This is a genomic window from Microbacterium sp. NPDC087591, from assembly GCF_044743625.1.
Lineage (GTDB): Bacteria > Actinomycetota > Actinomycetes > Actinomycetales > Microbacteriaceae > Microbacterium.
Window position 1 is genome coordinate 37,283 of the sequence record NZ_JBIUWU010000001.1, and the last position, 21,476, is coordinate 58,758.

At 69.4% G+C, this 21,476-nt stretch carries 18 protein-coding genes; 6 read left to right on the forward strand and 12 right to left on the reverse strand.

The genetic code is table 11. The annotated features are described in order from the left end of the window. Positions 1–13: 13 nt before the first annotated feature. Positions 14–382 (reverse strand): hypothetical protein, encoded by a 369-nt coding sequence (locus ACIOVG_RS00180; protein WP_400867885.1) that lies wholly within the window; start codon positions 380–382, stop codon positions 14–16. Beyond that, positions 379–1,272 carry a tRNA pseudouridine(55) synthase TruB gene (gene truB, locus ACIOVG_RS00185; RefSeq protein WP_400867887.1) on the reverse strand — a complete coding sequence of 298 codons (894 nt, stop codon included), beginning with the start codon at positions 1,270–1,272 and terminating at the stop codon, positions 379–381. Before truB ends, ACIOVG_RS00180 begins: the two co-directional genes overlap by 4 nt. Positions 1,273–1,327: 55 nt before the next feature. Between truB and ACIOVG_RS00190 the strand changes: the two genes are divergently transcribed. Beyond that, entirely contained in the window at positions 1,328–2,230 is a 903-nt protein-coding gene (locus tag ACIOVG_RS00190) for an A/G-specific adenine glycosylase (protein ID WP_400867889.1), read from the forward strand. Positions 2,231–2,237: 7 nt separating this feature from the next. Here ACIOVG_RS00190 and ACIOVG_RS00195 read toward each other — a convergent pair whose 3' ends face one another. The 5 genes from ACIOVG_RS00195 to nusA form a co-directional block, all read right to left on the reverse strand. Then, positions 2,238–4,352 (reverse strand): LuxR C-terminal-related transcriptional regulator, encoded by a 2,115-nt coding sequence (locus ACIOVG_RS00195; protein WP_400867891.1) that lies wholly within the window; start codon positions 4,350–4,352, stop codon positions 2,238–2,240. A gap of 201 nt (positions 4,353–4,553) precedes the next feature. After that, positions 4,554–4,985, reverse strand: a complete 432-nt coding sequence (gene rbfA / locus ACIOVG_RS00200) for a 30S ribosome-binding factor RbfA (protein WP_400867893.1) — start codon at positions 4,983–4,985, stop codon at positions 4,554–4,556. Positions 4,986–5,080: 95 nt separating this feature from the next. Continuing rightward, on the reverse strand, positions 5,081–7,828 hold the full coding sequence (infB, locus tag ACIOVG_RS00205; protein WP_400867895.1) for a translation initiation factor IF-2: 2,748 nt from the start codon (positions 7,826–7,828) through the stop codon (positions 5,081–5,083). Positions 7,829–7,922: 94 nt separating this feature from the next. Continuing rightward, a complete protein-coding gene (locus ACIOVG_RS00210; protein ID WP_400867897.1) occupies positions 7,923–8,177 on the reverse strand; it encodes a YlxR family protein in 255 nt (84 codons plus the stop codon). Between the two features lie 63 nt (positions 8,178–8,240). Beyond that, entirely contained in the window at positions 8,241–9,224 is a 984-nt protein-coding gene (gene nusA, locus ACIOVG_RS00215) for a transcription termination factor NusA (RefSeq protein ID WP_400867899.1), read from the reverse strand. Positions 9,225–9,355: 131 nt separating this feature from the next. On the opposite strand from nusA, the gene ACIOVG_RS00220 reads away from it, so the two are divergent. Next, positions 9,356–10,714 (forward strand): flavin monoamine oxidase family protein, encoded by a 1,359-nt coding sequence (locus tag ACIOVG_RS00220; RefSeq protein ID WP_400867901.1) that lies wholly within the window; start codon positions 9,356–9,358, stop codon positions 10,712–10,714. Here ACIOVG_RS00220 and ACIOVG_RS00225 read toward each other — a convergent pair. The 3 genes from ACIOVG_RS00225 to ACIOVG_RS00235 all read right to left on the reverse strand — a co-directional run bounded on the left by ACIOVG_RS00225 (position 10,680) and on the right by ACIOVG_RS00235 (position 14,435). Then, entirely contained in the window at positions 10,680–11,723 is a 1,044-nt protein-coding gene (locus ACIOVG_RS00225) for a TIGR00730 family Rossman fold protein (protein ID WP_400867902.1), read from the reverse strand. The two genes, ACIOVG_RS00220 and ACIOVG_RS00225, sit on opposite strands and share 35 nt — an antisense overlap. 134 nt (positions 11,724–11,857) lie before the next feature. After that, entirely contained in the window at positions 11,858–13,615 is a 1,758-nt protein-coding gene (locus tag ACIOVG_RS00230) for a proline--tRNA ligase (RefSeq protein ID WP_400867904.1), read from the reverse strand. Between the two features lie 46 nt (positions 13,616–13,661). Further along, entirely contained in the window at positions 13,662–14,435 is a 774-nt protein-coding gene (locus tag ACIOVG_RS00235) for an isocitrate lyase/phosphoenolpyruvate mutase family protein (RefSeq protein ID WP_400867906.1), read from the reverse strand. A gap of 61 nt (positions 14,436–14,496) precedes the next feature. Between ACIOVG_RS00235 and ACIOVG_RS00240 the strand changes: the two genes are divergently transcribed. From ACIOVG_RS00240 to ACIOVG_RS00250, 3 genes are all read left to right on the forward strand, one after another. Beyond that, positions 14,497–15,912, forward strand: a complete 1,416-nt coding sequence (locus tag ACIOVG_RS00240) for an RNB domain-containing ribonuclease (protein ID WP_400867908.1) — start codon at positions 14,497–14,499, stop codon at positions 15,910–15,912. Between the two features lie 91 nt (positions 15,913–16,003). Further along, positions 16,004–16,912: a hypothetical protein gene (locus tag ACIOVG_RS00245; RefSeq protein WP_400867910.1), complete on the forward strand. Its 909-nt coding sequence runs from the start codon at positions 16,004–16,006 to the stop codon at positions 16,910–16,912. After that, on the forward strand, positions 16,909–17,256 hold the full coding sequence (locus tag ACIOVG_RS00250; protein ID WP_400867912.1) for a GntR family transcriptional regulator: 348 nt from the start codon (positions 16,909–16,911) through the stop codon (positions 17,254–17,256). The genes ACIOVG_RS00245 and ACIOVG_RS00250 overlap by 4 nt, the downstream gene beginning before the upstream one ends. A 12-nt stretch (positions 17,257–17,268) precedes the next feature. Here the strand turns inward: ACIOVG_RS00250 and ACIOVG_RS00255 are convergent, their stop codons facing one another. Both ACIOVG_RS00255 and ispG read right to left on the reverse strand, forming a co-directional pair. Next, a complete protein-coding gene (locus ACIOVG_RS00255) occupies positions 17,269–18,132 on the reverse strand; it encodes a hypothetical protein (protein ID WP_400867914.1) in 864 nt (287 codons plus the stop codon). A gap of 79 nt (positions 18,133–18,211) precedes the next feature. Next, positions 18,212–19,363 carry a flavodoxin-dependent (E)-4-hydroxy-3-methylbut-2-enyl-diphosphate synthase gene (gene ispG / locus ACIOVG_RS00260; RefSeq protein ID WP_363553041.1) on the reverse strand — a complete coding sequence of 384 codons (1,152 nt, stop codon included), beginning with the start codon at positions 19,361–19,363 and terminating at the stop codon, positions 18,212–18,214. Positions 19,364–19,591: 228 nt separating this feature from the next. Between ispG and ACIOVG_RS00265 the strand changes: the two genes are divergently transcribed. After that, a complete protein-coding gene (locus ACIOVG_RS00265; protein WP_400867916.1) occupies positions 19,592–21,475 on the forward strand; it encodes a chorismate-binding protein in 1,884 nt (627 codons plus the stop codon). The last annotated feature ends 1 nt before the right edge of the window (position 21,476 follow it).

Genomic DNA, 21,476 nt, shown 5'->3' on the forward strand with positions numbered 1-21,476 from the left:
CGGCGACGCACGGTTACGCGACCTGGACTGTCCAGATGACCTGCATGCGCCACAGCATGACGCCGATCGCGAGCGCCGCGACCCCGAGGATCACGGTGCTCCAGCGGCTGCGCTCCATCAACGCCCACAGCACGGCGCCGACGGGCAGCAGCACCGCCGAGACCAGATAGACCCAGAACTCCAGCAGGTCACCCGTCGGCGGGTTCCCGGCCAACGGGGCCACGATCGCCACCACCACCTGCACCACGAGCAACAGCTCCACCAGTGCGAGAGCGCCGACGCTGAAGTCGCTCGGCCGGCGACCGGCGAGCCCGGCGATGAGGCAGAACAGTCCGGCTGCGACCGCCACCACGATCTGGACGATGGTCAGCCACAGGATCATGACGCGACCTGCGGCATGTTCATGGCGCTCTTCAGATCGGACCCGCGCTTCTCGACGATTCCCACCAGTTCGCCGTCCGTATCGATCGCCGCAGCGAGCGTTCCCTCGAGTCGGGTGGCCTGACCGCCCAGGCGCTTGCCGTGACGGAGATCCCGCGCCTCGTCCTCCGTGACCGCAAGGGGCTGCAGGATGCGACCGGCCGCCTCTGCGGCGGTGAGCGTCGGTGCACCGTCGAGAGCATCGATGCCCACGGCATCAGACACATCGAAGGGGCCCACCCTCGTGCGCCGGAGCGCGGTGAGGTGTCCCCCGACGCCGAGAGCGGCGCCGAGGTCGCGGGCGAGCGCGCGGATGTAGGTTCCCGACGAGCAGTCGACGATCACGTCGAGGTCGCGCGTCCCGTCGCCCGCCCGTTCGGCGACGACGTCGAATCGGGAGACCACGACGTCGCGGGCGGCGAGCACGACTTCCTCGCCGGCGCGGACGCGGTCGTAGGCGCGCCGGCCGTCGACCTTGATCGCCGAGACGGCGCTGGGCACCTGCGAGATGCCTCCGGTGAGTGCCTCGATGCCGGCCGCGACCGCCTCCGGTGTGACGGCGGCCCAGGCCTCCGGTGCGGCCTGCGCGATGATCTCGCCGTCCGCATCATCGGTTCCCGTCGTCTGCCCGAGCCGGATGGTCGCGTGATAGGTCTTGTCGGCGCCCACGACGTAGGTGAGCAGGCGCGTCGCCCCCTCGATGCCGAGCACCAGGAGTCCGGTCGCCATCGGGTCCAGCGTCCCGGCGTGCCCGACCTTGCGGGTTCCGAAGGCCCGACGTGTGCGGGCGACGACGTCGTGACTGGTGAGCCCAGCGGGCTTGTCGACGAGAAGGATGCCGGGCGAAACCATGCATCCAGCCTACGGGGCGCGCCGTCGCAGCCTGCGCACCTCGTAGGCTGTCGGAGTGCCTGTGACCGCCTCCGACCCCTCCCGCGGACTCACCCTGCGTCTGGCGGAGTGGTATCGCTCCGCCGCACGGGATCTGCCCTGGCGGCGCGCCGCGTTCCACCAGGAGTTCGGCGCCTGGGGCGTGCTCGTCAGCGAGTTCATGCTGCAGCAGACGCCCGTGGCGCGCGTCATCCCCCACCTGGAGGCGTGGCTGGCCCGCTGGCCCACCCCGACCGCGATGGCGGATGCCACACCCGCCGAAGTCGTGCAGCAGTGGGCGAACCTCGGCTACCCCCGGCGCGCACTCTGGCTGCATCGGGCAGCCGTCGAAGTGGTGGCTCGTCATGGGGGCGTCGTCCCGCGTGACGTCGATGCGCTCCTCGCCCTGTCGGGCATCGGCGACTACACGGCTCGCGCGGTCGCGGTGTTCTCCTACGGCGATCGTCACCCCGTCGTCGACACGAACACCCGCCGGGTCCTGGCCCGTGCGCTCGAGGGACGATCCCAACCCGCATCGCCGTCGCGCCGAGATCTGGCGCTGATGGAGACGCTGCTGCCGTCATCGGAGCAGGAAGCCACGGTGATCAACGCCGCGGCGATGGAACTCGGCGCCACGATCTGCACGGCGCGCGCGCCCCGCTGCGAGGAGTGTCCGATCGCCGTCGACTGCTCCTGGCTCGCCGCCGGCCGACCGGACACCGGCGACACCCGCCGGCGACAGGCGACCTATGAGGGCTCTGACCGGCAGGCACGCGGAGCGGTGCTGCGCGCACTCCGTGGCGCCCCCGACGCTGCGATTCCTCTGGATCTGCTGCTCGCGGACTGGCCCGATGCGATGCAGCGCGACCGCGCGATCGACTCCCTGATCGCCGACGGACTCGCGGAAGCACGGGACGGACTCCTCGCCCTTCCCGGCTGAGAACCGCTCAGAGGTGCCGATTGGTGCGGTGCGCGAGCACCGTGAGCTCGACGCGCGTGCGCACATCGAGCTTGGCGAACGCCCGTCCCAGATGCACCTCGACCGTGCGGACCGAGATCACGAGCGCGTCCGCGATCTCGCGATTCGATGCCCCGGTGATGGCGAGCATCGCCACATCGAGCTCACGCGCCGTGAGGAACTGCGTCCACGCACGCCGGCAGGCCCCCAGGGTGTCGAGTGCGCGGGCGCTGCCGCCGTTCGGCTCGTCCAGGCGCGAGAGCCGCTCCTGCATCGCACGGCTCCACGCTGTCGCTCCCGCCACTTCGAACAGACTCGCGGCAGCGCCCAGGTGCGTCGTCGCGGCGATGCGATCATCTCTGATCGCCGCCTGCGCGCCGATCATCGCCTCCACTCGAGCGCGTTCGAACGGTGAACGCAGCGTGCGCGCGAGCCGGTGCACCTCCTCGTGCTCCCTGCGCCACCGCCCCTCGGACGCGCCCTGCAATCGCATCCGGAGAGCGGCCGCCAGCTCGAGGTCGGGAGGACGCACGAGCTGTGGCGAGCGATGCACCGGCTCGGCGGCTCCGAACACCTCGTCGAGCCCCGGCACCGCGAGCGTGGTCTGCGGCGCCCCCATGTCGAGCCAGAGGCGCGCGGCCGCGGCGGCATCCTCGAAATCACCGTGGAGATAGGAGCGGATACTGCGATCCACCAGCCGGTCGATCTTCACACCGGGCGGAAGGGCATCCGTGAGCGCCAGCGCGTACGGGCTGAGCTCACCCAGCACGGCGAGATCGAGACGACGCGCCAGGACCACGCCGAGTCCCGCGAACGGAAGCGCGACGGGAAGCTCCCGTGCCGCTGCCACCAGATGCGCACGGGCCATGCCGATGTCACCACGCCAGCTCAGCAGCAGCACCTCGGCGAGGGCGCGGTACGCCCGCACGAGTGCGCTGTTCTCGAAGCCGGCGACGAAGGGATCAGCCTCCGCCCCCATCGCCGAGTCACCGGTGGCGAGAATGCGGAGCCCGAGATCGATGTCTCCTCCGGCAGCTGTCCGCAACGCGCGCAGCATGCCACCGCTCACCGGCCCTGCCCCGGCGACATCCTCCCCGTCCGCATCTCCTGCGACCAGCCAGCTCAGCGCGAACGCAGGATCGCGCAGCGCACGCTCGGCACCGATGCGCGCGCTGCCCTCCCGCACCGCGTCGAGCCAGACGCGCATGCGCCGACGATCGCCACGCTCCGCACACAGCCCTGCCGTCAGCGCCGAGGCCCTGGTCCAGGCGTGCCAGTCGGCGGCATGGTCGGATCGCGGACGGAAGTCGCCCGGCACCACGTCGGGTACGGAGCCACGCAGTGTGGACTGCGCGATGAGGAGCGCCGCAAGAGCCTGGAGGCGGTGGCTCTCGGCGCCGTCGGGGAACAGCGCCTCCAGCTGAGTCACCGCGTCCGACACGAAGCCGGCTCCGAGCGCGGAGGCACCGGCGACGACTCGCGCCTCGTCCCGATCGATGCCGTCTGCGTGGACCTCGGCTTCGCTCGCGAGGAGCAGCGCCCGTGCCGAGTGCCCCCGCTCCGACAACGCGCGGGCGATCGGGATGAGCTCCGGTGCCACCGACGGGCGACCGCGCAGAGATGAGCGCGCCCGGTGCCAGGCCGCGTTCAGCGGGTCCGCCCTGTGGGTGAACACGACGTCGAGCCGCGCGTGCATCTCCGCGACAGCGCCGGAGCCGCTGGTGTGCAGGATCCAGATCGCGAGGCGCGGATCGACGAACGAGACGCTCCCCGCATGCAGACGCAGATGTTCACCGACCGGTCCCCCGGCGATCTCGTCCACGGTGCGCCCGTCCACGTCGAGCACTGGCTCCAGACGGTCGTCCAGGCAGAGGGACACCGCGAGGAGCAGCTCGCGATCCGCCGCAGCCACGCGCAGGCTGCGAAAGGCTTCGAGGATCGTGGGGACGAACGGAAGCGGATCCGGGAGCGAGGCAGCGCCGTAGCGCTGCGCGGGGTTCAGGCGCTCGGCGACCTCGCGGATCGTGGCCGGATGCGCACCGACACCCGCGACCAGTCGCGTGAGGACGTGCGGAGCGCAGCCCACGCGGTGCTCCCGCAGCATGTCGAGCAGCGGATCCAGCGTCGCGGGAACGAAGCGAACCTCGGTGTGCGCGCACGAAACGTCGATGCCGATCCCCCCTCAGCGTCGCGAACCTTCCGGTCCGCCCTGCAGAGGCTAGCAACGACAGTGGCGCCGCAGGACAACAACCCCCAGGTGTGGTGGCCGGATATCACCGGACCGCCAGAGGGGGTGGACGACCTGTTACTGGTCGCCCTCGTCCTCGTTGCGGACATACGGGTCGGCCTCTCCCGCATGCGACGCGGACGAGGCCAGCTTCGCAACCTCGGCATCGCGCTGCTGTGCTTCGCGAAGGAGCGCGGAGATGTGGTCCGCGTTCTCCGGGAGCGCGTCCGGGATGAACTCGAGGGTCGGCACGAGACGCGTGCTGAGCTGACGTCCCACCTCGCTGCGCAGCATCCCTGTCGCCGAGGCGAGGGCTGCACCGCTGGCGATGCGCTCCTCCTCGGTACCCAGGACCGTGTAGAACACCGAGGCGTGCTGGAGGTCGCCGCTCACGCGGCAGTCGGTCAGCGTCACGAAGCCGAGCCGCGGGTCGCGCAGCCCCTTCTCGAGGCGCTCAGCGAGGATCACACGGATGCGGTCCGCGAGACGGGCCTGTCGTTCACCAGCCATTGTTCTCTCCTTCTTCACGACGCCTTCGGGCGCCCTTCCTCGCTGTGCTCCCGAGGAGCCAGCGCGAAGAGCGCCCGAAGATCACTGTGTGACTATCAGCCTCGCGGCTTTTCGATGAGCTCGGTGGTCTCGATCTCATCGCCGATCTGGATGTCGTTGTACTTGCCCAGGCCGATACCCGCCTCGTAGTCCGTCCGGACTTCGGTGACGTCGTCCTTGAAGCGGCGCAGCGACTCGATGGCGAGACCATCGGCCAGCACGACACCGTCGCGGATGACACGAGCCTTGGCGTTTCGCGTGATCGTTCCCGACCGCACGATGACACCGGCGATGTTGCCGAACTTGGAGGAGCGGAACACCTCGCGGATCTCGGCGACACCCGACTGGATCTCTTCGTACTCCGGCTTGAGCATGCCCTTGAGGGAGTTCTCGATCTCGTCGATCGCGTTGTAGATGACCGAGTAGAACCGGATGTCGACACCTTCACGGGAGGCGCGCTCGCGCGCCTTCGTGTCGGGGCGGACGTTGAAGCCCACGATGATCGCGTTGTCGATCGTCGCCAGGTTCACATCGGACTCGGTGATCGCACCCACACCACGGTGGATGATGCGCAGCTGCACCGAATCGTCGACCTCGATCTTGAGGAGCGACTCCTCCAGAGCCTCGACGGCACCGGAGACGTCACCCTTGATGATGAGGTTGAGCGACTCGACCTTGCCGTCCTCGAGAGCACGGGTGAAGTCCTCGAGCGAGATGCGCTTGCGGGCCTTGGCCAGCTGGGCGTTGCGCTCGACCGCTTCACGCTTCTCAGCGATCTGGCGGGCCATGCGGTCCTCCTCGGTGACGATGAAGACGTCACCGGCGCGCGGCACGGAGTTCAGACCCTGCACCTGCACCGGACGCGACGGGTAGGCCTCGAGGACCTGCTCGCCGTTCTCGTCGGCCATGGCACGCACGCGGCCGTAGGCGGTGCCTGCGACGATCGCGTCACCGATCCGGAGCGTTCCGGACTGGATGAGCACCGTGGCGACCGAACCGCGCCCCTTGTCGAGCTTCGCCTCGATGGCGACACCGCGGGCACCCTTGTTCGGGTTGGCGGTGAGGTCGAGACCGGCGTCGGCTGTGAGCAGCACCGCGTCCAGGAGCTCCTGGATACCCGTGCCGGCACGAGCAGAGACGTCGACGAACATGACGTCGCCACCGAACTCCTCGGCGACCAGACCGTACTCGGTGAGCTGCTGACGAACCTTCGAGGGGTTGGCGTCTGGCTTGTCGACCTTGTTCACCGCGACCACGATCGGCACGTTCGCCGCCTGGGCGTGGTTCAGCGCCTCGACCGTCTGCGGCATGATGCCGTCGTCGGCTGCGACCACGAGGATCGCGAGGTCGGTGACCTGGGCACCACGGGCACGCATGGCGGTGAACGCCTCGTGACCCGGGGTGTCGATGAACGTGATCGCACGCTCGATGCCCTCGTGCTCTGTCCAGACCTGGTAGGCACCGATGTGCTGGGTGATGCCACCGGCTTCACCCTCGATGACGTTGGTCTGACGGATCGCGTCGAGAAGACGGGTCTTACCGTGGTCGACGTGACCCATGACGGTGACCACGGGGGGACGGATCTCGAGGTCGTCCTCGCTCTCCTCCTCGAGCTCCTGCTCAAGGTTGAGACCGAAGCCCTCCAGGAGCTCCTTGTCCTCGTCTTCCGGCGAGACCATCTGGATCTTGTAGCCGAGTTCGGCTCCGAGGACTTCGAACGTCGCCTCGTCCAGCGACTCGGTGGCCGTGGCCATCTCGCCGAGGTTGAAGAGGATCGTGACCAGGGTTCCCGGCTGCACCGTGTAACCGGTCAGCGTCTCGATCTTGTCGGCGAAGTCCGCGATCGATGCGCCGCGACGCATGCGGATGGTCTCCCCGTTGCCACGGGTGACGTTGACGCCACCGACGACCGGGGCGCTCCGCATCTCGAACTCTTGCCGCTTCGCCCGCCGCGACTTGCGCTGCTTGCTCTTGCCGCCACCCTTGCCGAAGGCACCAGCGGTACCTCCACCAGGACCACGGCCACGACCGCCACCACCACCGGGCCGACCGGCGAAACCGCCACCGGGACGTGCACCGGGTCCGGCGCCGGGTCCACCGGCACCGCCGGGACGGCCGGGGCCGCCTGGCCGCTGCTGGAACGGAGCGCCACCGGGACGACCGCCCTGTCCGCCGCGCGGAGCGCCGGGACGGGGGGAACCGGGACGAGGAGCACCCGGGCGCGGTGCACCGGGACGCGGTGCCTGCGGACGGGGGATGTTGCCGGGGGTCGGGCTGGGGCGCTGCCCCATGCCCTGCGCCGAGGCGAAGGGGTTGTTGCCGGGGCGCGGCCCTGCGGGACGCTGCCCCATGCCCTGCGCGGAGGAGAACGGATTGTTCCCCGGACGCGGGGCGCCAGGCTTCGGAGCACCGCTGTCCGCGGGCTTCGCCTCTGCATCGTCGGTCGGCTTGGCGGCCTCGGGGGCAGCAGGCGCCGGTGCGGCAGGTGCCGCGGGTGCCGGAGCAGCCTCGACGGGGGCCGGAGCCTCCGGGGCAGGCTTCGGGCCCGGCTTGGGGCCGGGGGTCGGCGCGGGCTTGCCGGCGGGCTTCGCCGCAGGCTTAGCCGCCGCCGGTGCCGCATCAGCGGCAGGCTTGAGGGATGCATCGGCTTCGATCGCCGCTCGCAGCTTGCGCGCGACGGGCGGTTCGATGGTCGACGACGGGCTCTTCACGAACTCGCCGAGTTCCTTGAGCTTTGCAAGTGCGATCTTGCTGTCGACGCCGAGTTCGGCGGCGATCTCATGTACGCGTGGTTTACCAGCCACAATTCTCCTGTCTGAGTCGGTCCACCCAGACAGGGCAGACCACTAGTCGCGGACGGGTCTCATTTCGAGCCGTTCACTTTGTTTCCATAGCTGTTCAGCCTTTGTTTCTTGGTGGGTTCTGTTCGAAGTTCCGTGTGTCCAGCTCAGTGGTCACACGCAGTGCTCGTCCGAATGCACGGCGCCGTAGGGCGGCTTCCTTGCATTCGGGTGTCGGATGCACCCACGCGCCGCGCCCCGGCAGAACAGCACGCTCATCGGAGACGAGGATGTCGTTCTGGGACACCACCCTGAGCAGGGCGGAGCGGGGAGCACGCGTGCGACAACCGACGCACGTTCGTACGGGTTCCATCTTACACCTGCGTTCCGTCTCGCTTCGCGCGTGCGGCCACCGAGTCGGCCGGATCCGGTCCGATCAGTCGAGCACGCTGTCCGGCTGGATGTCGATCTTCGCCCCGGTGAGCTTGGCGGCCAGACGAGCGTTCTGGCCCTCCTTGCCGATCGCCAGCGACAGCTGATAGTCGGGGACGAGCGCACGGACGGCCTTGGTGTTCGCGTCGAGGATGAACGCGCTGGTGACCTTGGCCGGCGAGAGCGCGTTCGCGACGAACGCGGCGAGCTCGGGGTTGTAGTCGACGATGTCGATCTTCTCCCCCGCGAGCTCTTCGGTGACCGCGCGCACGCGTCGTCCGAGCTCCCCGATGCATGCGCCCTTGGCGTTGATCGACGCGTCGTTCGCGACGACGGCGATCTTGGTGCGGTGACCCGCCTCACGGGCGAGCGCGACGATCTCGACGAGACCGGCTGCGATCTCGGGGACCTCCAGCGCGAAGAGCTTGCGCACGAGGCCGGGGTGCGTGCGGGACACGGTGATCTGCGGCCCCTTGAGCCCCTTGGCGACGCTGGTGACGTAGACACGCAGACGCGAGCCGTGCGTGTAGACCTCCCCGGGAACCTGCTCTTCTGGTGGGAGGATCGCCTCGACCGAGCCGAGATCGACGTGGATCATGCGCGGGTTGGGACCCTGCTGGATCACGCCGGCGACGATGTCGCCTTCCTTGTCCTTGAAGTCGCCCAGCACGACATCGTCGGCGATGTCGCGCAGGCGCTGACTGATGACCTGCTTGGCTGCGAAGGCGGCGATGCGGCCGAAGTCGTGCGGCGTCGCGTCCTCCTCGCCGATGATGGCGCCCTCTTCGTCGCGGACGACCTGCAGGACGGCCACATGACCGGTCTTGCGGTCCAGCTCGACGCGCACGCCCTCCGGGGTCGGCCCTTCCGGAGCGACGTGCTTCGAGTACGCCGTCATGATCGCCTGTTCGATGATGGAGACGAGTTCATCGAAGGGAATCGCCTTCTCCTTCTCGATCCCTCGCAGCAGACTCAATTCGATGTCCATGACGGCCTCCCTATTCAGCTCTCGTCGCGCCTGTGTGCACGCGCGACATCCGTACCACGATACCCTGTGCCCACCGCCGCATGTCACGGCGGCCACCCCGAAGACGAGCAGAGACGCCGCAGGAGGACCCAGTGACCGAGTTCGACACGATTGTGATCGGAGCAGGGATGTCCGGAACCACGAGCGCGCGCATGCTGGCTGACGCCGGACAGCGCGTCGTCGTGCTCGAAGGGCGAGACCGCATCGGCGGACGCATGCACTCGGATCGCTCCGCCGGGTTCCCGGTCGATCGCGGCGCGTCGTGGATCCACGGCATCGACGACTCGCCGCTGTGGGAGCTCGTGCAGGCACTGGGCATCCCGACGTTGGAATACACGGTCGGGAGCTTCCAGGCGGGTGGCCGGCCGATCGAGAACTTCGACGGCGACGGGCGTCGTCTGGATGACGCGGAGACCGCGCAGTGGGTCGCCGACGTCGATGCCGCCGATGCCGCGCTCGCGGTGGAGATCGCCTCCTCGTCCCCCGGCGACACCTACCTCGATGTCGCCGAGCGCGCCCTGGATCGCAGCGGATTCGCACCCGAGCGCATCGACGAGCTCCGCGAGTTCTTCCGCCACCGGGTCGAAGAGCAGTGCGGCGCCTGGATCGGCGACCTCGATGCTCACGGACTCGATGAGGATGCGATCGACGGTGACGAGGTCATCTTCCCCCGCGGATACGACGAACTCCCCCGCCGTATCGGCGCCGGGCTGGACATCCGCCTCGATCACACCGTCACCGCGGTCCGCCGCGACGCGGACGGCGTGACGGTGTCGACCGCACAGGGAGACTTCACGGCCGACCGCGTGATCGTCACCGTGCCGTTGGGCGTGCTCAAGGCCGGTCGCATCGCCTTCGACCCCGCGTTACCCGAGGAGGTGACCGGCCCGATAGAGCGCCTGGGGATGGGCGTGTTCAACAAGATCTTCCTGCAGTTCCCCGAACGGTTCTGGAATGAGGACAGCTACGTGGTGCGGGCGCTGGGCGAGGCCGGTGAGCACTGGCACTCCTGGTACGACGTCTCCGCCGTCAGCGGCATCCCCACTCTGCTCACCTTCGCCGCCGGGCCGTTCGGGCGTCGCATGCAGGCCCTGCCCGACGAGGAGGTCGTGGCCGACGTGCTCGTGGCGCTGCGCCGGCTCTACGGAGACGCCGTGGGCGAGCCGATCGCGCACTGGATCACGCACTGGGGTGACGATGAGTTCTCGATCGGCTCCTACTCGCATCTCGCGACGGGCTCATCGCATCACGACCACGATGCCCTCGCCGGCCCGGTCGACGGAGTGCTGCACTTCGCCGGGGAAGCCACCTGGGGCGATGAGCCCGCCACCGTCGGCGCCGCGTACTACTCCGGGCACCGCGCCGCGGAGCGCATCCTCGGACGCCCCGTCGACCTCGCGGCGTTCGCCGCCGGCATCACCGCGCGGGAGCAGCAGACGGCAGCTGGTTGATCGCTCCGATCAGCCGGAACAGGTTGCCGACCTGACGCTGTTCCAGGTGCAGGGCCAGGCGCGGCAGCTCGAGAAGGTCGCCATCCGCGATCTCGGGTTGACGCGGCTCGGTGCGTCGGATTCGGCCGGAATCGAGCATCGGAGCGAACCGGTCATTCAGATCGTCGATCTCGGCGTCGGTCGGCGCCACGCGCAGGCGCAGGACGAGCTCGTCGCCGATCCACCGCAGCGAGTCATAGTTGCGCCAGAAGCCCGTGATCTCGTCGCGGGCCGCCTCGACGGAATCCGTGATGACGACGCGATCGAAGTCGCCATCCGAGATCACACCCGCGGGCGCGAGCTCCTGATCGATGAAGCGACGCAGCCCCTGCCAGAATGTGCCGCCCGGCTCATCGAGCAGCACGATCGGCATCGGCTCCGCCTTGCCCGTCTGCTGCAGGGTGAGCAGCTCGAACATCTCGTCCAGCGTGCCGAACCCGCCGGGGAGGCAGATGAAGCCGCGCGACTCCTTGATGAGCATGAGCTTGCGCGTGAAGAAGTACTTCATCGCCACCACGTGGTCCTGGCCGGCGACGAGGCCGTTCGCCTTCTCCTCGAACGGGAGGCGGATCGAGACGCCGAGCGAGCGCTCGGGCCCGGCGCCCTCGGCGGCGGCCTGCATGATCCCGGGCCCCGCACCCGTGACCACCATCCAGCCGTCCTTCGCGAGCACCTCGGCGACGTCCCGCGCCTGCAGGTACAGCGGATCGTCCTGACGCGTGCGCGCGGAGCCGAAGACCGTCACCTTCGGCACACCGCGGAACGGTGCGAACAGGCGGAACGCGTCGCGCATCTCAGCCAGCGCCGCAGAGGCGATCTTCAGGTCCAGTCGATCCGCGCCGTCCTCCCCCAGCAGGATCGCCGTGCGCAGCAGCCGCATCACGAGCCGTCGGTCGGAGTGCACTCCCGCGTCGTCGAGGACGGCATTGATCTCGGTGCTGAGAGCTTCGGGCAGCGGTTCGTCGGTCATGACTCCAGCGTGGCACGACCCGCGGAGGCGGCGACCGACGCAACGCCGAGGTCAGCCACCGTTCACCGGAACGTCGACAGGACGAGGAACGCCGCGCCCGCTCGAGGCGGGCGCGGCGTTCAGGGCGTCAGGGCTCAGCGGCGGGAGAGCCGCTGGATCGCCTCCGTCACCGAGACCGCGTCGCGGTCACCGGATGCGCGATCCCACAGCTCGACCTGGCCGTCGGCGGCGCCGCGGCCCACGATCACGATCTTCGGAACGCCGACCAGTTCGGCGTCCCCGAACTTCACGCCCGGCGAGACCTTGGGGCGGTCGTCGTAGAGCACATCGAGGCCGGCGGACTCGAGCTGCTCGGCCATGTCCTGGGCCACATCGAACGCGACCTGGTCGCGGCCGGCGGCCACCACCTGCACGTCGAACGGCGCGACCGACGCCGGCCAGATCAGACCCTTGTCGTCGTTGTTCAGCTCGGCGATGATCGCCAGGATGCGGGTCACCCCGATGCCGTAGGAACCCATGGTGACCGTGACCAGCTTGCCGTTCTCGTTCAGCACCTTGAGGCCGAGTGCCTCGGCGTACTTGCGGCCGAGCTGGAAGACGTGTCCGATCTCCATGCCGCGGGCGAGTTCGACAGGCCCAGACCCGTCGGGCGCCGGGTCTCCGGCACGGACGTTCGCGATCTCGACGATGCCGTCGGCGAAGAAGTCACGGCCGGCTACCACGGAGTGGGCGTGCTTCTCGTCGAGGTTCGCGCCGGTGATCCAGCTCGACCCCTCGCTGACGCGCGGGTCGACCAGGTAGCGGATGCCGGTGGCCGACTCCTCGCCCAGCACGGCACCCGTGGGCGACCAGGGGCCGATGTAGCCCTTGACCAGCAGGGGGTTGTTCTCGAAGTCGTCGGCCGTGGCCGTCTCGACCTCGGCGGGCGCGAATGCGACCTCTGCGCGCTTCTCGTCGACCTCGCGGTCGCCGGGGATACCGACGACGACCAGCTCACGAGAGCCGTCGAGGTGAGTGAGCGCGAGCACGACGTTCTTCAGCGTGTCGGCCGCGGTGTACTCCCCGTCGAGGTGCGCATTGGCGTGCGTGACGAGCGTCTCGATGGTCGGAGTGTCGGGCGAGTCGAAGATCACGGGCGCGGCGTCGGCGTCGAACGCGATCGGCTCGGGCACGGCGGTCGTGAACGCTTCGACGTTCGCCGCGTAGCCGCCGGCGCTGCGCACGAAGGTGTCCTCACCGACAGGGGTGGGGTGCAGGAACTCCTCGCTGCGCGAGCCGCCCATGGCCCCGGCATCCGCCTGCACGATGACGTACTCGAGCCCCAGGCGCTGGAAGATGCGCTCGTACGCATCACGCTGTGCCTGATAGCTGGCCTCGAGGCCCTCGTCGGAGGAGTCGAAGGAGTAGGCGTCCTTCATCGTGAACTCGCGTCCGCGGAGCAGGCCGGCACGCGGACGCGCCTCGTCGCGGTACTTGTCCTGGATCTGATAGATCGTCAGGGGAAGATCCTTGTACGAGGAGTACAGATCCTTCACGAGTAGCGTGAAGGCCTCCTCGTGGGTGGGGGCCAGCAGGTAGTCGCCGCCCTTGCGGTCCTGCAGACGGAACAGCAGGTCGCCGTACTCCTCCCAGCGTCCCGTCGCCTCGTAGGCCTCACGGGGCATGAGGGCCGGGAAGTGCACCTCCTGGGCACCCGCGGCGGCCATCTCCTCGCGCACGACGGTCTCGATCTTCGACTTGACGCGAAGACCCAGTGGCAGCCAGGCGAAGATACCGGCGGCCTGGCGGCGGATGTACCCGGCGCGGATCAGGAGCTTGTGTCCGACGACCTCCGCTTCGGCGGGGTCCTCACGGAGCGTACGGAGGAAGAAGTTCGATAGACGAGTGACCACGGAGCAAGTCTACTGATCCGCGGTCACTCGTCCGGGTCGACCCCGATCAGTTCAGGGCAGGGAGTCCGGAGGGGACGACGCCGCCCTTGTACAGGCTCGCGGCGAGCTCCTGGAGCGCCGTCAGGGCCACGCGCTGCGGGAGCGGGCCGTAGGAGATGCGGGCGACGCCGATCTTCTCGTATTCGGACGCCGCGAGCGCACCGGGGACTCCGATCACGCTGACCTTGCGCTCACCGATCCCCTCGACCAGCTGACGAGTGACGTTCGCATCGAGGAGGCCGGGAACGAACACCGCGGTCGCACCGGCGTCGATGTAGGCGCGTCCGCGCTGGATCGCGTCGGCGATGCTCTCCTGTACCGGGCGGCCACCGGCGCGCACGAACGCGTCGGTGCGGGCGTTGAGCGCGAACGGCACGCCCTCCGCCTCTGCGGCCTTCACGATCGCCTCGACCGCGGCGACCGACTCGTCGAACGGCTTGAGCCGATCTTCGATGTTCGCGCCGACGACGCCCACGCCGATCGCGAGGCGGGTGGTCTCCCCCGCATCTCCGTAGCCGTCATCGAGATCGGCGCTGACGGGAACGCGCACCGATGCCGCGATGCGACCGACCATGTCGATCATGAGGTCACGGGGCGTGGCGCCGTCTTCGTAGCCGAACGAGGCCGCGATGCCGTGTCCGGCCGTGGCGATCGCGTGGGTCTCGGGGAGCGCGGCGACGGCGCGGGCGGATACGACGTCCCACACGTTCACGACACGGAGGATCTCCGGAGCGTCATAGAGTCCGACGAGGGTCTGGGCTTTGGCAGCTGCAGTGGTCATGACTCCACGCTAACGCGCCATGTCCGCGAACGGGCCGTCTCGCGCACCTAGTCTGGGGAACATGCCCCAGCGCCGCTCGCATGTCGCGCCCTCAGCCGCGCAGACCGAACTCGCCACCGCCCTCGCGGCTCTGCGCGAGTCGCCCGACGTCCCGGTGGAGTTTCCCGCGGAGGTGCTCGCGGAAGCGGAGGGGGCACGCGCCGCCACACCCGAGCTCGACCTGCGCGACATCCCGTTCGTCACACTCGACCCCGAGGGCTCACGCGATCTCGACCAGGCGTTCCAGTTGGAGCGGCGATCGGGCGGGTACACGGCACGCTATGCGATCGCCGACGTTCCGGGTTTCATCGAGCCCGGCGGAGCGGTCGATGCCGAGGCACGGCGTCGCGGCCAGACGCTGTACGCGGCGGACGGATCCATCCCCCTGCACCCTCGGGTGCTGAGCGAGGACCGCGCCTCCCTCCTCGCGGACGTGGATCGCCCGGCGCTGGTCTGGACGTTCGCGCTGGACGACGCCGGCGCCGTCGCCGACTTCCGGGTCGAACGGGCGCTGATCCGCTCGCGCGCGCAGCTCGACTACGTCACGACTCAGGCCGCGGTGGATCGCGGTGAGGACGGCCCCTGGGCGCTGCTGCCCGAGCTCGGAGCGCTGCGCATCGAGCAGGAGCGGCTGCGCGGAGGGGCGAGCCTGAACCTCCCGGATGAAGAGGTCGTGCGCACGGAAGACGGCACGTATGCGATCGAACGGCGCCGCCCCCTCCCCGTCGAGGAATGGAACGCGCAGCTGTCGTTGATGACCGGTATGGCGGCCGCATCGACGATGCTGGATGCCCGCGTCGGGATCCTGCGCACGATGCCGAAGCCTGACGAGAAGTCCTTCGATGCCTTCCGCCTGCAGACTGCGGCTCTCGGACGCCCGTGGACCTCCGGCGAGTACGGCGAGTACCTGCGCGGCCTGAACCGGGCCGACCCGCTCACGCTTCCGGTGCTCGAGGCGGCATCCATGCTGTTCCGCGGCGCGGGCTACGTCGCCTTCGACGGCGAGGCCCCGTCGGCCACCGTGCAGGCGGCGATCGGCGCACCGTATGCGCATGCGACGGCGCCGCTGCGACGTCTGGTCGACCGGTGGTCACTCGTCATCTGCCTCGCCGTGTCACGCGGCGAAGAGGTGCCCGCCTGGACGCGGGATTCGCTCGCGGCGCTGCCTGCCCTCATGCAGGAGTCCGGCCAGCGCGCCTCCCGCCTGAACGCGGCGACCGTCAACGCGGTCGAAGCCGCACTACTCACCCCGTTCGTCGGATCGATGGTCGACGCCACCGTGATCGAGTCCCGTGGTGAGCGGGCGACGATCCAGATCGCGGCACCTGCCGTGACGGCCTCCGCTCCACTTCCCACCGGGGCGAAACCCGGAGACGTGGTCCGGCTCAGGGTCGTCCGCGCCGACATCGGTCGCGGTGAGGTCGAGTTCGAGATCTGAACCGCGCGGTGCCGCACGGACGCGCACTAGCCATATGTATTGAAGAGTTGATACATTTTGTATCAACTCATCAACACACTTTGGAGGAGCGATGCTCACCATCCTGCTGCTCGCGTCCGCACCGATCGCCGTTGCCGTGATCGTGGCGATCGGCGTCCGCCTGATCAATCTGCCTCCACTGCCCCGTATCGGCGCGCCCGCCTCCTGGCTCACAGCCGCAGCGGGCGGCATCCCCGCGCTCACGATGGCTGCCCTGGTGTGGTTCCCGTTCGTCATCCCACCGCTCGGGTTCTTCGACCTCGACGTCCGGTCGATGGCGCCGCTGATGCTCGGCGTCGCCGCCGTGATCCTCCTGGCCATCCCCCCGACATCGCGGCATCGCGGAGCGGTCGCACAGGTCTCGCGGCGCACGATCATGTCCTTCGTCTCCGTGCGCTGGATCATCACGTCACTGGCGGTCGCGGCGATCATCGTGGCGCTCTCGGTGGCAGCCGGCAACGCGTCCGGACTCGACGAGGACGGGCGCTACACGATCTACACCATCTCGATCGGCACCACCGGGACCGAGATGGGCACCGGGATCTACGGCTGGCATTACTCGGTCCCGGCGCTCGCCGGCGTCACCGTGCTCCTGGTCGCGACCGCCGGAGCCTGGGCGCTGCTCCCCCGTCCCGCCTGGAGCGATGACATCACGCACGACAGTGCGGTGCGCCGACTCCGTGCCTCGAACATCGGCCGTGCCGCGTGCGGTGCGCTGCTCATCCATCTCGCGGTCGTGCTCCGGTCACTGGCAGGCACCGCATCGTTGATCGGCAGCACGACGACGACGGAGCTCGGCGCCGTATCGGTCACCCCGCCCTTCGCGGCGCTCGGTCCGACGCTGGACTGGTGCGGCGTCATCGCGCTGACCGCCGGACTCGCGATGTGGATCGTCATCGCGCTCACCGCGATCCCGAGCCCGGTCCGGCAGCCGGCTGCGGTGACCGCATCCGCCTCATGATCATCGCGCTCACGCCGACCGGCGGCACACCGGCAGAGCAGGTGCACAGCCAGCTCCGTGGACTCATCACGACGGGACGGCTCGCCGCTGACGAACGCCTCCCCTCCGTGCGACAGCTGGCCTCCGATCTCGGCATCGCTCCTGGCACCGTCGCGAAGGCCTACCGCCAGCTCGAGGAGGACGGACTCGTCATCTCGCGCACCGGGGCGGGCACCAGAGTCAGCCGCACGGCCACCGCGGTCTCCCAGGAGGTCGCGGATGCCGCCCGTGCTCTCGTGGAGGCATCACGGCGCAGCGGTCTGACCGCGGCGGATGCCGAGCGCGTGTTGCGCGCGATGTGGTGACGCGGGCGGCGCTCAGGCCGACGGAACGACCGTCGTCGTCATCACCAGCAGCTGCGGGTCACTGAGGTCGAGGGCGACCGAGATCACGGCGAACTCCGCGAGCGAGGCGACGTGCGTGCCTCCGCAGAGGATCACGGCCTCCCCCTCGGGCAGCGCGCAGTGCCAGCGGCGGCGGTCGACGATCGTCGGCCCCTCGGTCACGATGCGACTGGTCGCAGCCGACGCCACCCATGCCGCGAGCTGCGCGTTGATCGCGGTCTCGCGATCGGCCAGGGTCGAGGCGAATGTCTCGGTGTCGAAACCCGCGCGCCGCAGGCTCTTTCCGAGCCGGTACTCATCCACGCTGCCGTCCTCGTGGATGCGGCTGGACTGGTTCGCCCGGCCCTCGAAGTCGGGGGTGCCGAGCGCGTCGGCGCCGGGATCCTTGCGCCAGAGATCGGCGACGGCGAGGTCGAGGGCGAGCGACGCCAGGTGGCACGCGGTGTGACCGCGGCTGAGTCCGGCGCGATGAGCGGCGTCCACCTCGAGGCGCACGGCGGCGCCCTCGATCAGCTCCGACGGGATGTCGCCATCGACACGGTGCCCGACGAGCCACGTCCATCCCTCGGCTCCCCGCTTGACCGGGATGTCGGCACCGACCGCGAAGTCTCCCTCGTCGCTGACCGCCGCCATGACCGCCTCAGCCACGACCACGCGGGCGTCTCCGAGGATGAGCGCACCGGAGTCACCCGGCTGGTCGGGCCAGGTGTGGTCGACCGGGTGGAAGGGCGTCGCGTCGACCACGACGACCGCCCCCTCGGACGAGGCCTCGACATGGGTGACAGTGCCCTCGCCGATGACGGATCCATCGGCGAATGTCACGAGGGTGGCAGGCATGGAACTCCTTGGGGGTCGCCGCGGCGGCTGCCCGGCAGCGGCACAGAACTGTACGGCAGTCGCGTCTACGGCAGTCGCGTCAGACCGTGATGACCTGCGCGGTGCCGACCGATGCGTCCGGGCCCATCTCCGCAGCGATGCGGTTCGCCTCTTCGATCAGGGTGGCGACGATCTCAGCCTCGGGAACGGTCTTGATGACCTCGCCCTTGACGAAGATCTGCCCCTTTCCATTGCCGGAAGCGACGCCGAGGTCGGCCTCGCGCGCCTCGCCCGGTCCGTTCACGACGCAGCCCATCACGGCGACGCGCAGCGGGACCGTCATGTCCTTGAGCCCCTCGGTGACGTCTTCGGCCAGCGTGTACACGTCGACCTGGGCGCGGCCGCACGAGGGGCACGACACGATCTCGAGCTTGCGCTCACGCAGGTTGAGCGACTGCAGGATCTGGTGACCGACCTTCACCTCTTCCGCGGGAGGAGCGGAGAGGGACACGCGGATCGTGTCTCCGATACCCTCGCCGAGCAGGATTCCGAACGCCGTGGCGCTCTTGATCGTTCCCTGGAAGGCGGGGCCGGCCTCGGTCACACCGAGGTGCAACGGCCAGTCGCCCCGCTCGGCGAGCTGACGGTAGGCCTTGACCATGACGATGGGGTCGTTGTGCTTGACCGAGATCTTGAAGTCGTGGAAGTCGTGCTCCTCGAACAGCGATGCCTCCCAGACCGCGCTCTCCACGAGCGCCTCGGCGGTGGCCTTGCCGTGCTTCTCGAGGATGCGGCGGTCGAGGGATCCGGCGTTCACGCCGATGCGCAGCGAGACGCCCGCCGCTTTGGCCGCCGCGGCGATCTTGCCGACGTTGCCGTCGAACTCGCGGATGTTGCCCGGGTTCACGCGGACAGCACCGCATCCGGCGTCGATCGCCGTGTAGATGTACCGGGGCTGGAAGTGGATGTCGGCGATCACGGGGATCTGGCTCTTCATCGCGATGATCTTGAGCGCGTCGGCGTCGTCCTGGTGCGGCACAGCCACACGGACGATCTCGCAGCCCGAGGCGGTGAGCTCTGCGATCTGCTGCAGAGTGCCGTTGATGTCCGTCGTCTTCGTGGTCGTCATCGACTGCACGCTGACGGGAGCGTTACCGCCCACGAGCACCTTGCCCACCTTGATCTGGCGGGACTTGCGGCGAGGGGCGAGGACTTCGGGGATCTTCGGCATCCCAAGATTCACTGCTGGCACTCCTCCAGACTACGCCGCCTGGATGCACACCGGCTGGATGTCGGGCACAGTCGTGCGGCGTCATGCGCCAGGGCCGACCCTGCGCCATGTGATAGTTTCGCCCCATGCTCGCGAACCAGACCTGGTGGCCCGCCTCCTAGGCGGTGTGTTCGCGTTCCCACGAATCCAGACCGCCTCCGGGGCGGTCTTTTCGTTGAGCCGAGCCGGAGCCCTGCACAGGAGACATCGATGACCCTCTCACGACTCGCCGAGCTCAGCGCTGACCTGAGCGCTTCCTTCGTGCTGATCGCACGCGACGGCTCGGACTCCGTCGAGCTCCTCACGGGAGAGGTCGTGGACGTCGATCTCCTCGCCGACATCCCGCTGACGATCGACGGCTCGGCCCGCGAGGTCTTCGCGCTGGTGCCGTACCGCCAGGTCCGCGAACGCGGCTTCGTCGCCCAGGACGACGGCGCCCCTCTGCGCTGCATCGTCGTCGACGAGCATCTGGCGCTGCCCACGTCCGCGTTGGTGGACGCACTGCCCTCCGCTCCGGTGCCGCTGCAGGACGCCGGCTTCGACATCGCCGACGAGGAGTACGCCGCGATCGTCGAGCGGGTCATCGCCGACGAGATCGGCCGCGGCGAGGGGGCCAACTTCGTGATCCGCCGCGACTTCACCGCGCGCATCGACGTCGACGATCGCACCGCGGCACTGACCTGGTTCCGCGCGCTGCTCAGCCACGAGCGCGGCGCGTACTGGACCTTCGCGGTCTTCACCCCCGGCCACATCGCGGTCGGGGCGAGCCCTGAAGCGCATGTCGTCGCGCGCGGCGGCGTCGTCACGATGAACCCGATCTCCGGCACCTTCCGCCATCCGGCCGGCGGCTCGACGCGCGAGACGCTGGTCGAGTTCCTCTCCTCCACCAAGGAGACCGAGGAGCTGTTCATGGTGGTCGACGAGGAGCTCAAGATGATGAGCGCGGTCTGCTCCGACGGCGGCCGGATCACAGGCCCGCACCTCAAGGAGATGTCGCGGCTCACCCACACCGAGTACATGCTGCGCGGCCGCAGCAAGCTCGATCCGCGTGACATCCTGCGTGAGACGATGTTCGCCCCCACCGTCACGGGTTCCCCCATGCAGAACGCCTGCGCCGTCATCCGTCGGCACGAGCGCGAGCCGCGCGGGTACTACTCCGGCGTGGCGGCTCTGTTCACCCCGAACGCGGAGGGCGGACACGACCTCGACGCTCCGATCCTCATCCGCACCGTCTACGTGCAGGACGGCGGGTTGCGCGTGCCGGTCGGCGCCACGCTCGTGCGCCACTCCGACCCCCAGGGCGAGGTGAGCGAGACGCACGGCAAGGCTGCCGGAGTGCTCGGCGCCATCGGCGCCATCGACCGCGACCGTGCAGCCGAGGCACGCAGCGACGCGGACGCCCCGGCCGCCGAGGTCGCCCTGGCTGACGACCCGACCATCGCCACGCTGCTGTCGTCGCGCAACTCGCGCCTCGCGGACTTCTGGCTGAATCCACAGGGCGAGGACGTGACGGGCCCCTTCCGCGGGCAGACCGCCGTCGTCGTGGATGCCGAGGACCGCTTCACCACGATGCTCGCGCACCAGTTGCGCCATCTCGGACTCGAGGTGACCATCGCCCCCTGGAGCGAGGTGACGGATGCGGCGCTCGACGCGGCCGATCTCGTCGTCGCCGGCCCCGGTCCCGGCGACCCGCGCGACACCGGCACCCCGCGCATCGCGCGCATGCGCGCCATCGTCGCCCGTCGCGCGGATGCGCGACAGCCGCTGCTCGCCGTGTGCCTGAGTCACCAGATCCTGAGCGACCGGCTCGGCATCGCGCTGACGCCTCTGGACGCCCCGCACCAGGGACTGCAGAAGTCGGTCCCCGTGTTCGGCGAGGATGCGTCGATCGGGTTCTACAACACCTTCACGGCACGCGTCGCGCCGGGGACGACCGCGGTGGACGGCGCCGAGGTCTCCGCAGACGCCGCATCCGGAGACGTCTACGCCCTCCGCGGCGACCGCTTCGCGTCGGTGCAGGGGCACTTGGAGTCGATCCTGTCGCGCGACGGCATCCGTACCCTGGAGCGTCTGGTCGCGCACGCACTCTCCTGAG

Coding starts and splice junctions, on each gene's coding strand:
- ACIOVG_RS00265 (WP_400867916.1), top strand. CDS start 19,592: ATGACCCTCTCACGACTCGCCGAGCTCAGCGCTGACCTGAGCGCTTCC.
- ACIOVG_RS00195 (WP_400867891.1), bottom strand. CDS start 4,352: ATGCTGCGGGAGCACCGCGTGGGCTGCGCTCCGCACGTCCTCACGCGA.
- ACIOVG_RS00210 (WP_400867897.1), bottom strand. CDS start 8,177: ATGGAACCCGTACGAACGTGCGTCGGTTGTCGCACGCGTGCTCCCCGC.
- ACIOVG_RS00225 (WP_400867902.1), bottom strand. CDS start 11,723: ATGACCGACGAACCGCTGCCCGAAGCTCTCAGCACCGAGATCAATGCC.
- ACIOVG_RS00240 (WP_400867908.1), top strand. CDS start 14,497: ATGCCCCAGCGCCGCTCGCATGTCGCGCCCTCAGCCGCGCAGACCGAA.
- rbfA (WP_400867893.1), bottom strand. CDS start 4,985: ATGGCTGGTGAACGACAGGCCCGTCTCGCGGACCGCATCCGTGTGATC.
- nusA (WP_400867899.1), bottom strand. CDS start 9,224: ATGGACATCGAATTGAGTCTGCTGCGAGGGATCGAGAAGGAGAAGGCG.
- ACIOVG_RS00245 (WP_400867910.1), top strand. CDS start 16,004: ATGCTCACCATCCTGCTGCTCGCGTCCGCACCGATCGCCGTTGCCGTG.
- ACIOVG_RS00235 (WP_400867906.1), bottom strand. CDS start 14,435: ATGACCACTGCAGCTGCCAAAGCCCAGACCCTCGTCGGACTCTATGAC.
- ACIOVG_RS00180 (WP_400867885.1), bottom strand. CDS start 382: ATGATCCTGTGGCTGACCATCGTCCAGATCGTGGTGGCGGTCGCAGCC.
- ACIOVG_RS00250 (WP_400867912.1), top strand. CDS start 16,909: ATGATCATCGCGCTCACGCCGACCGGCGGCACACCGGCAGAGCAGGTG.
- truB (WP_400867887.1), bottom strand. CDS start 1,272: ATGGTTTCGCCCGGCATCCTTCTCGTCGACAAGCCCGCTGGGCTCACC.
- ACIOVG_RS00255 (WP_400867914.1), bottom strand. CDS start 18,132: ATGCCTGCCACCCTCGTGACATTCGCCGATGGATCCGTCATCGGCGAG.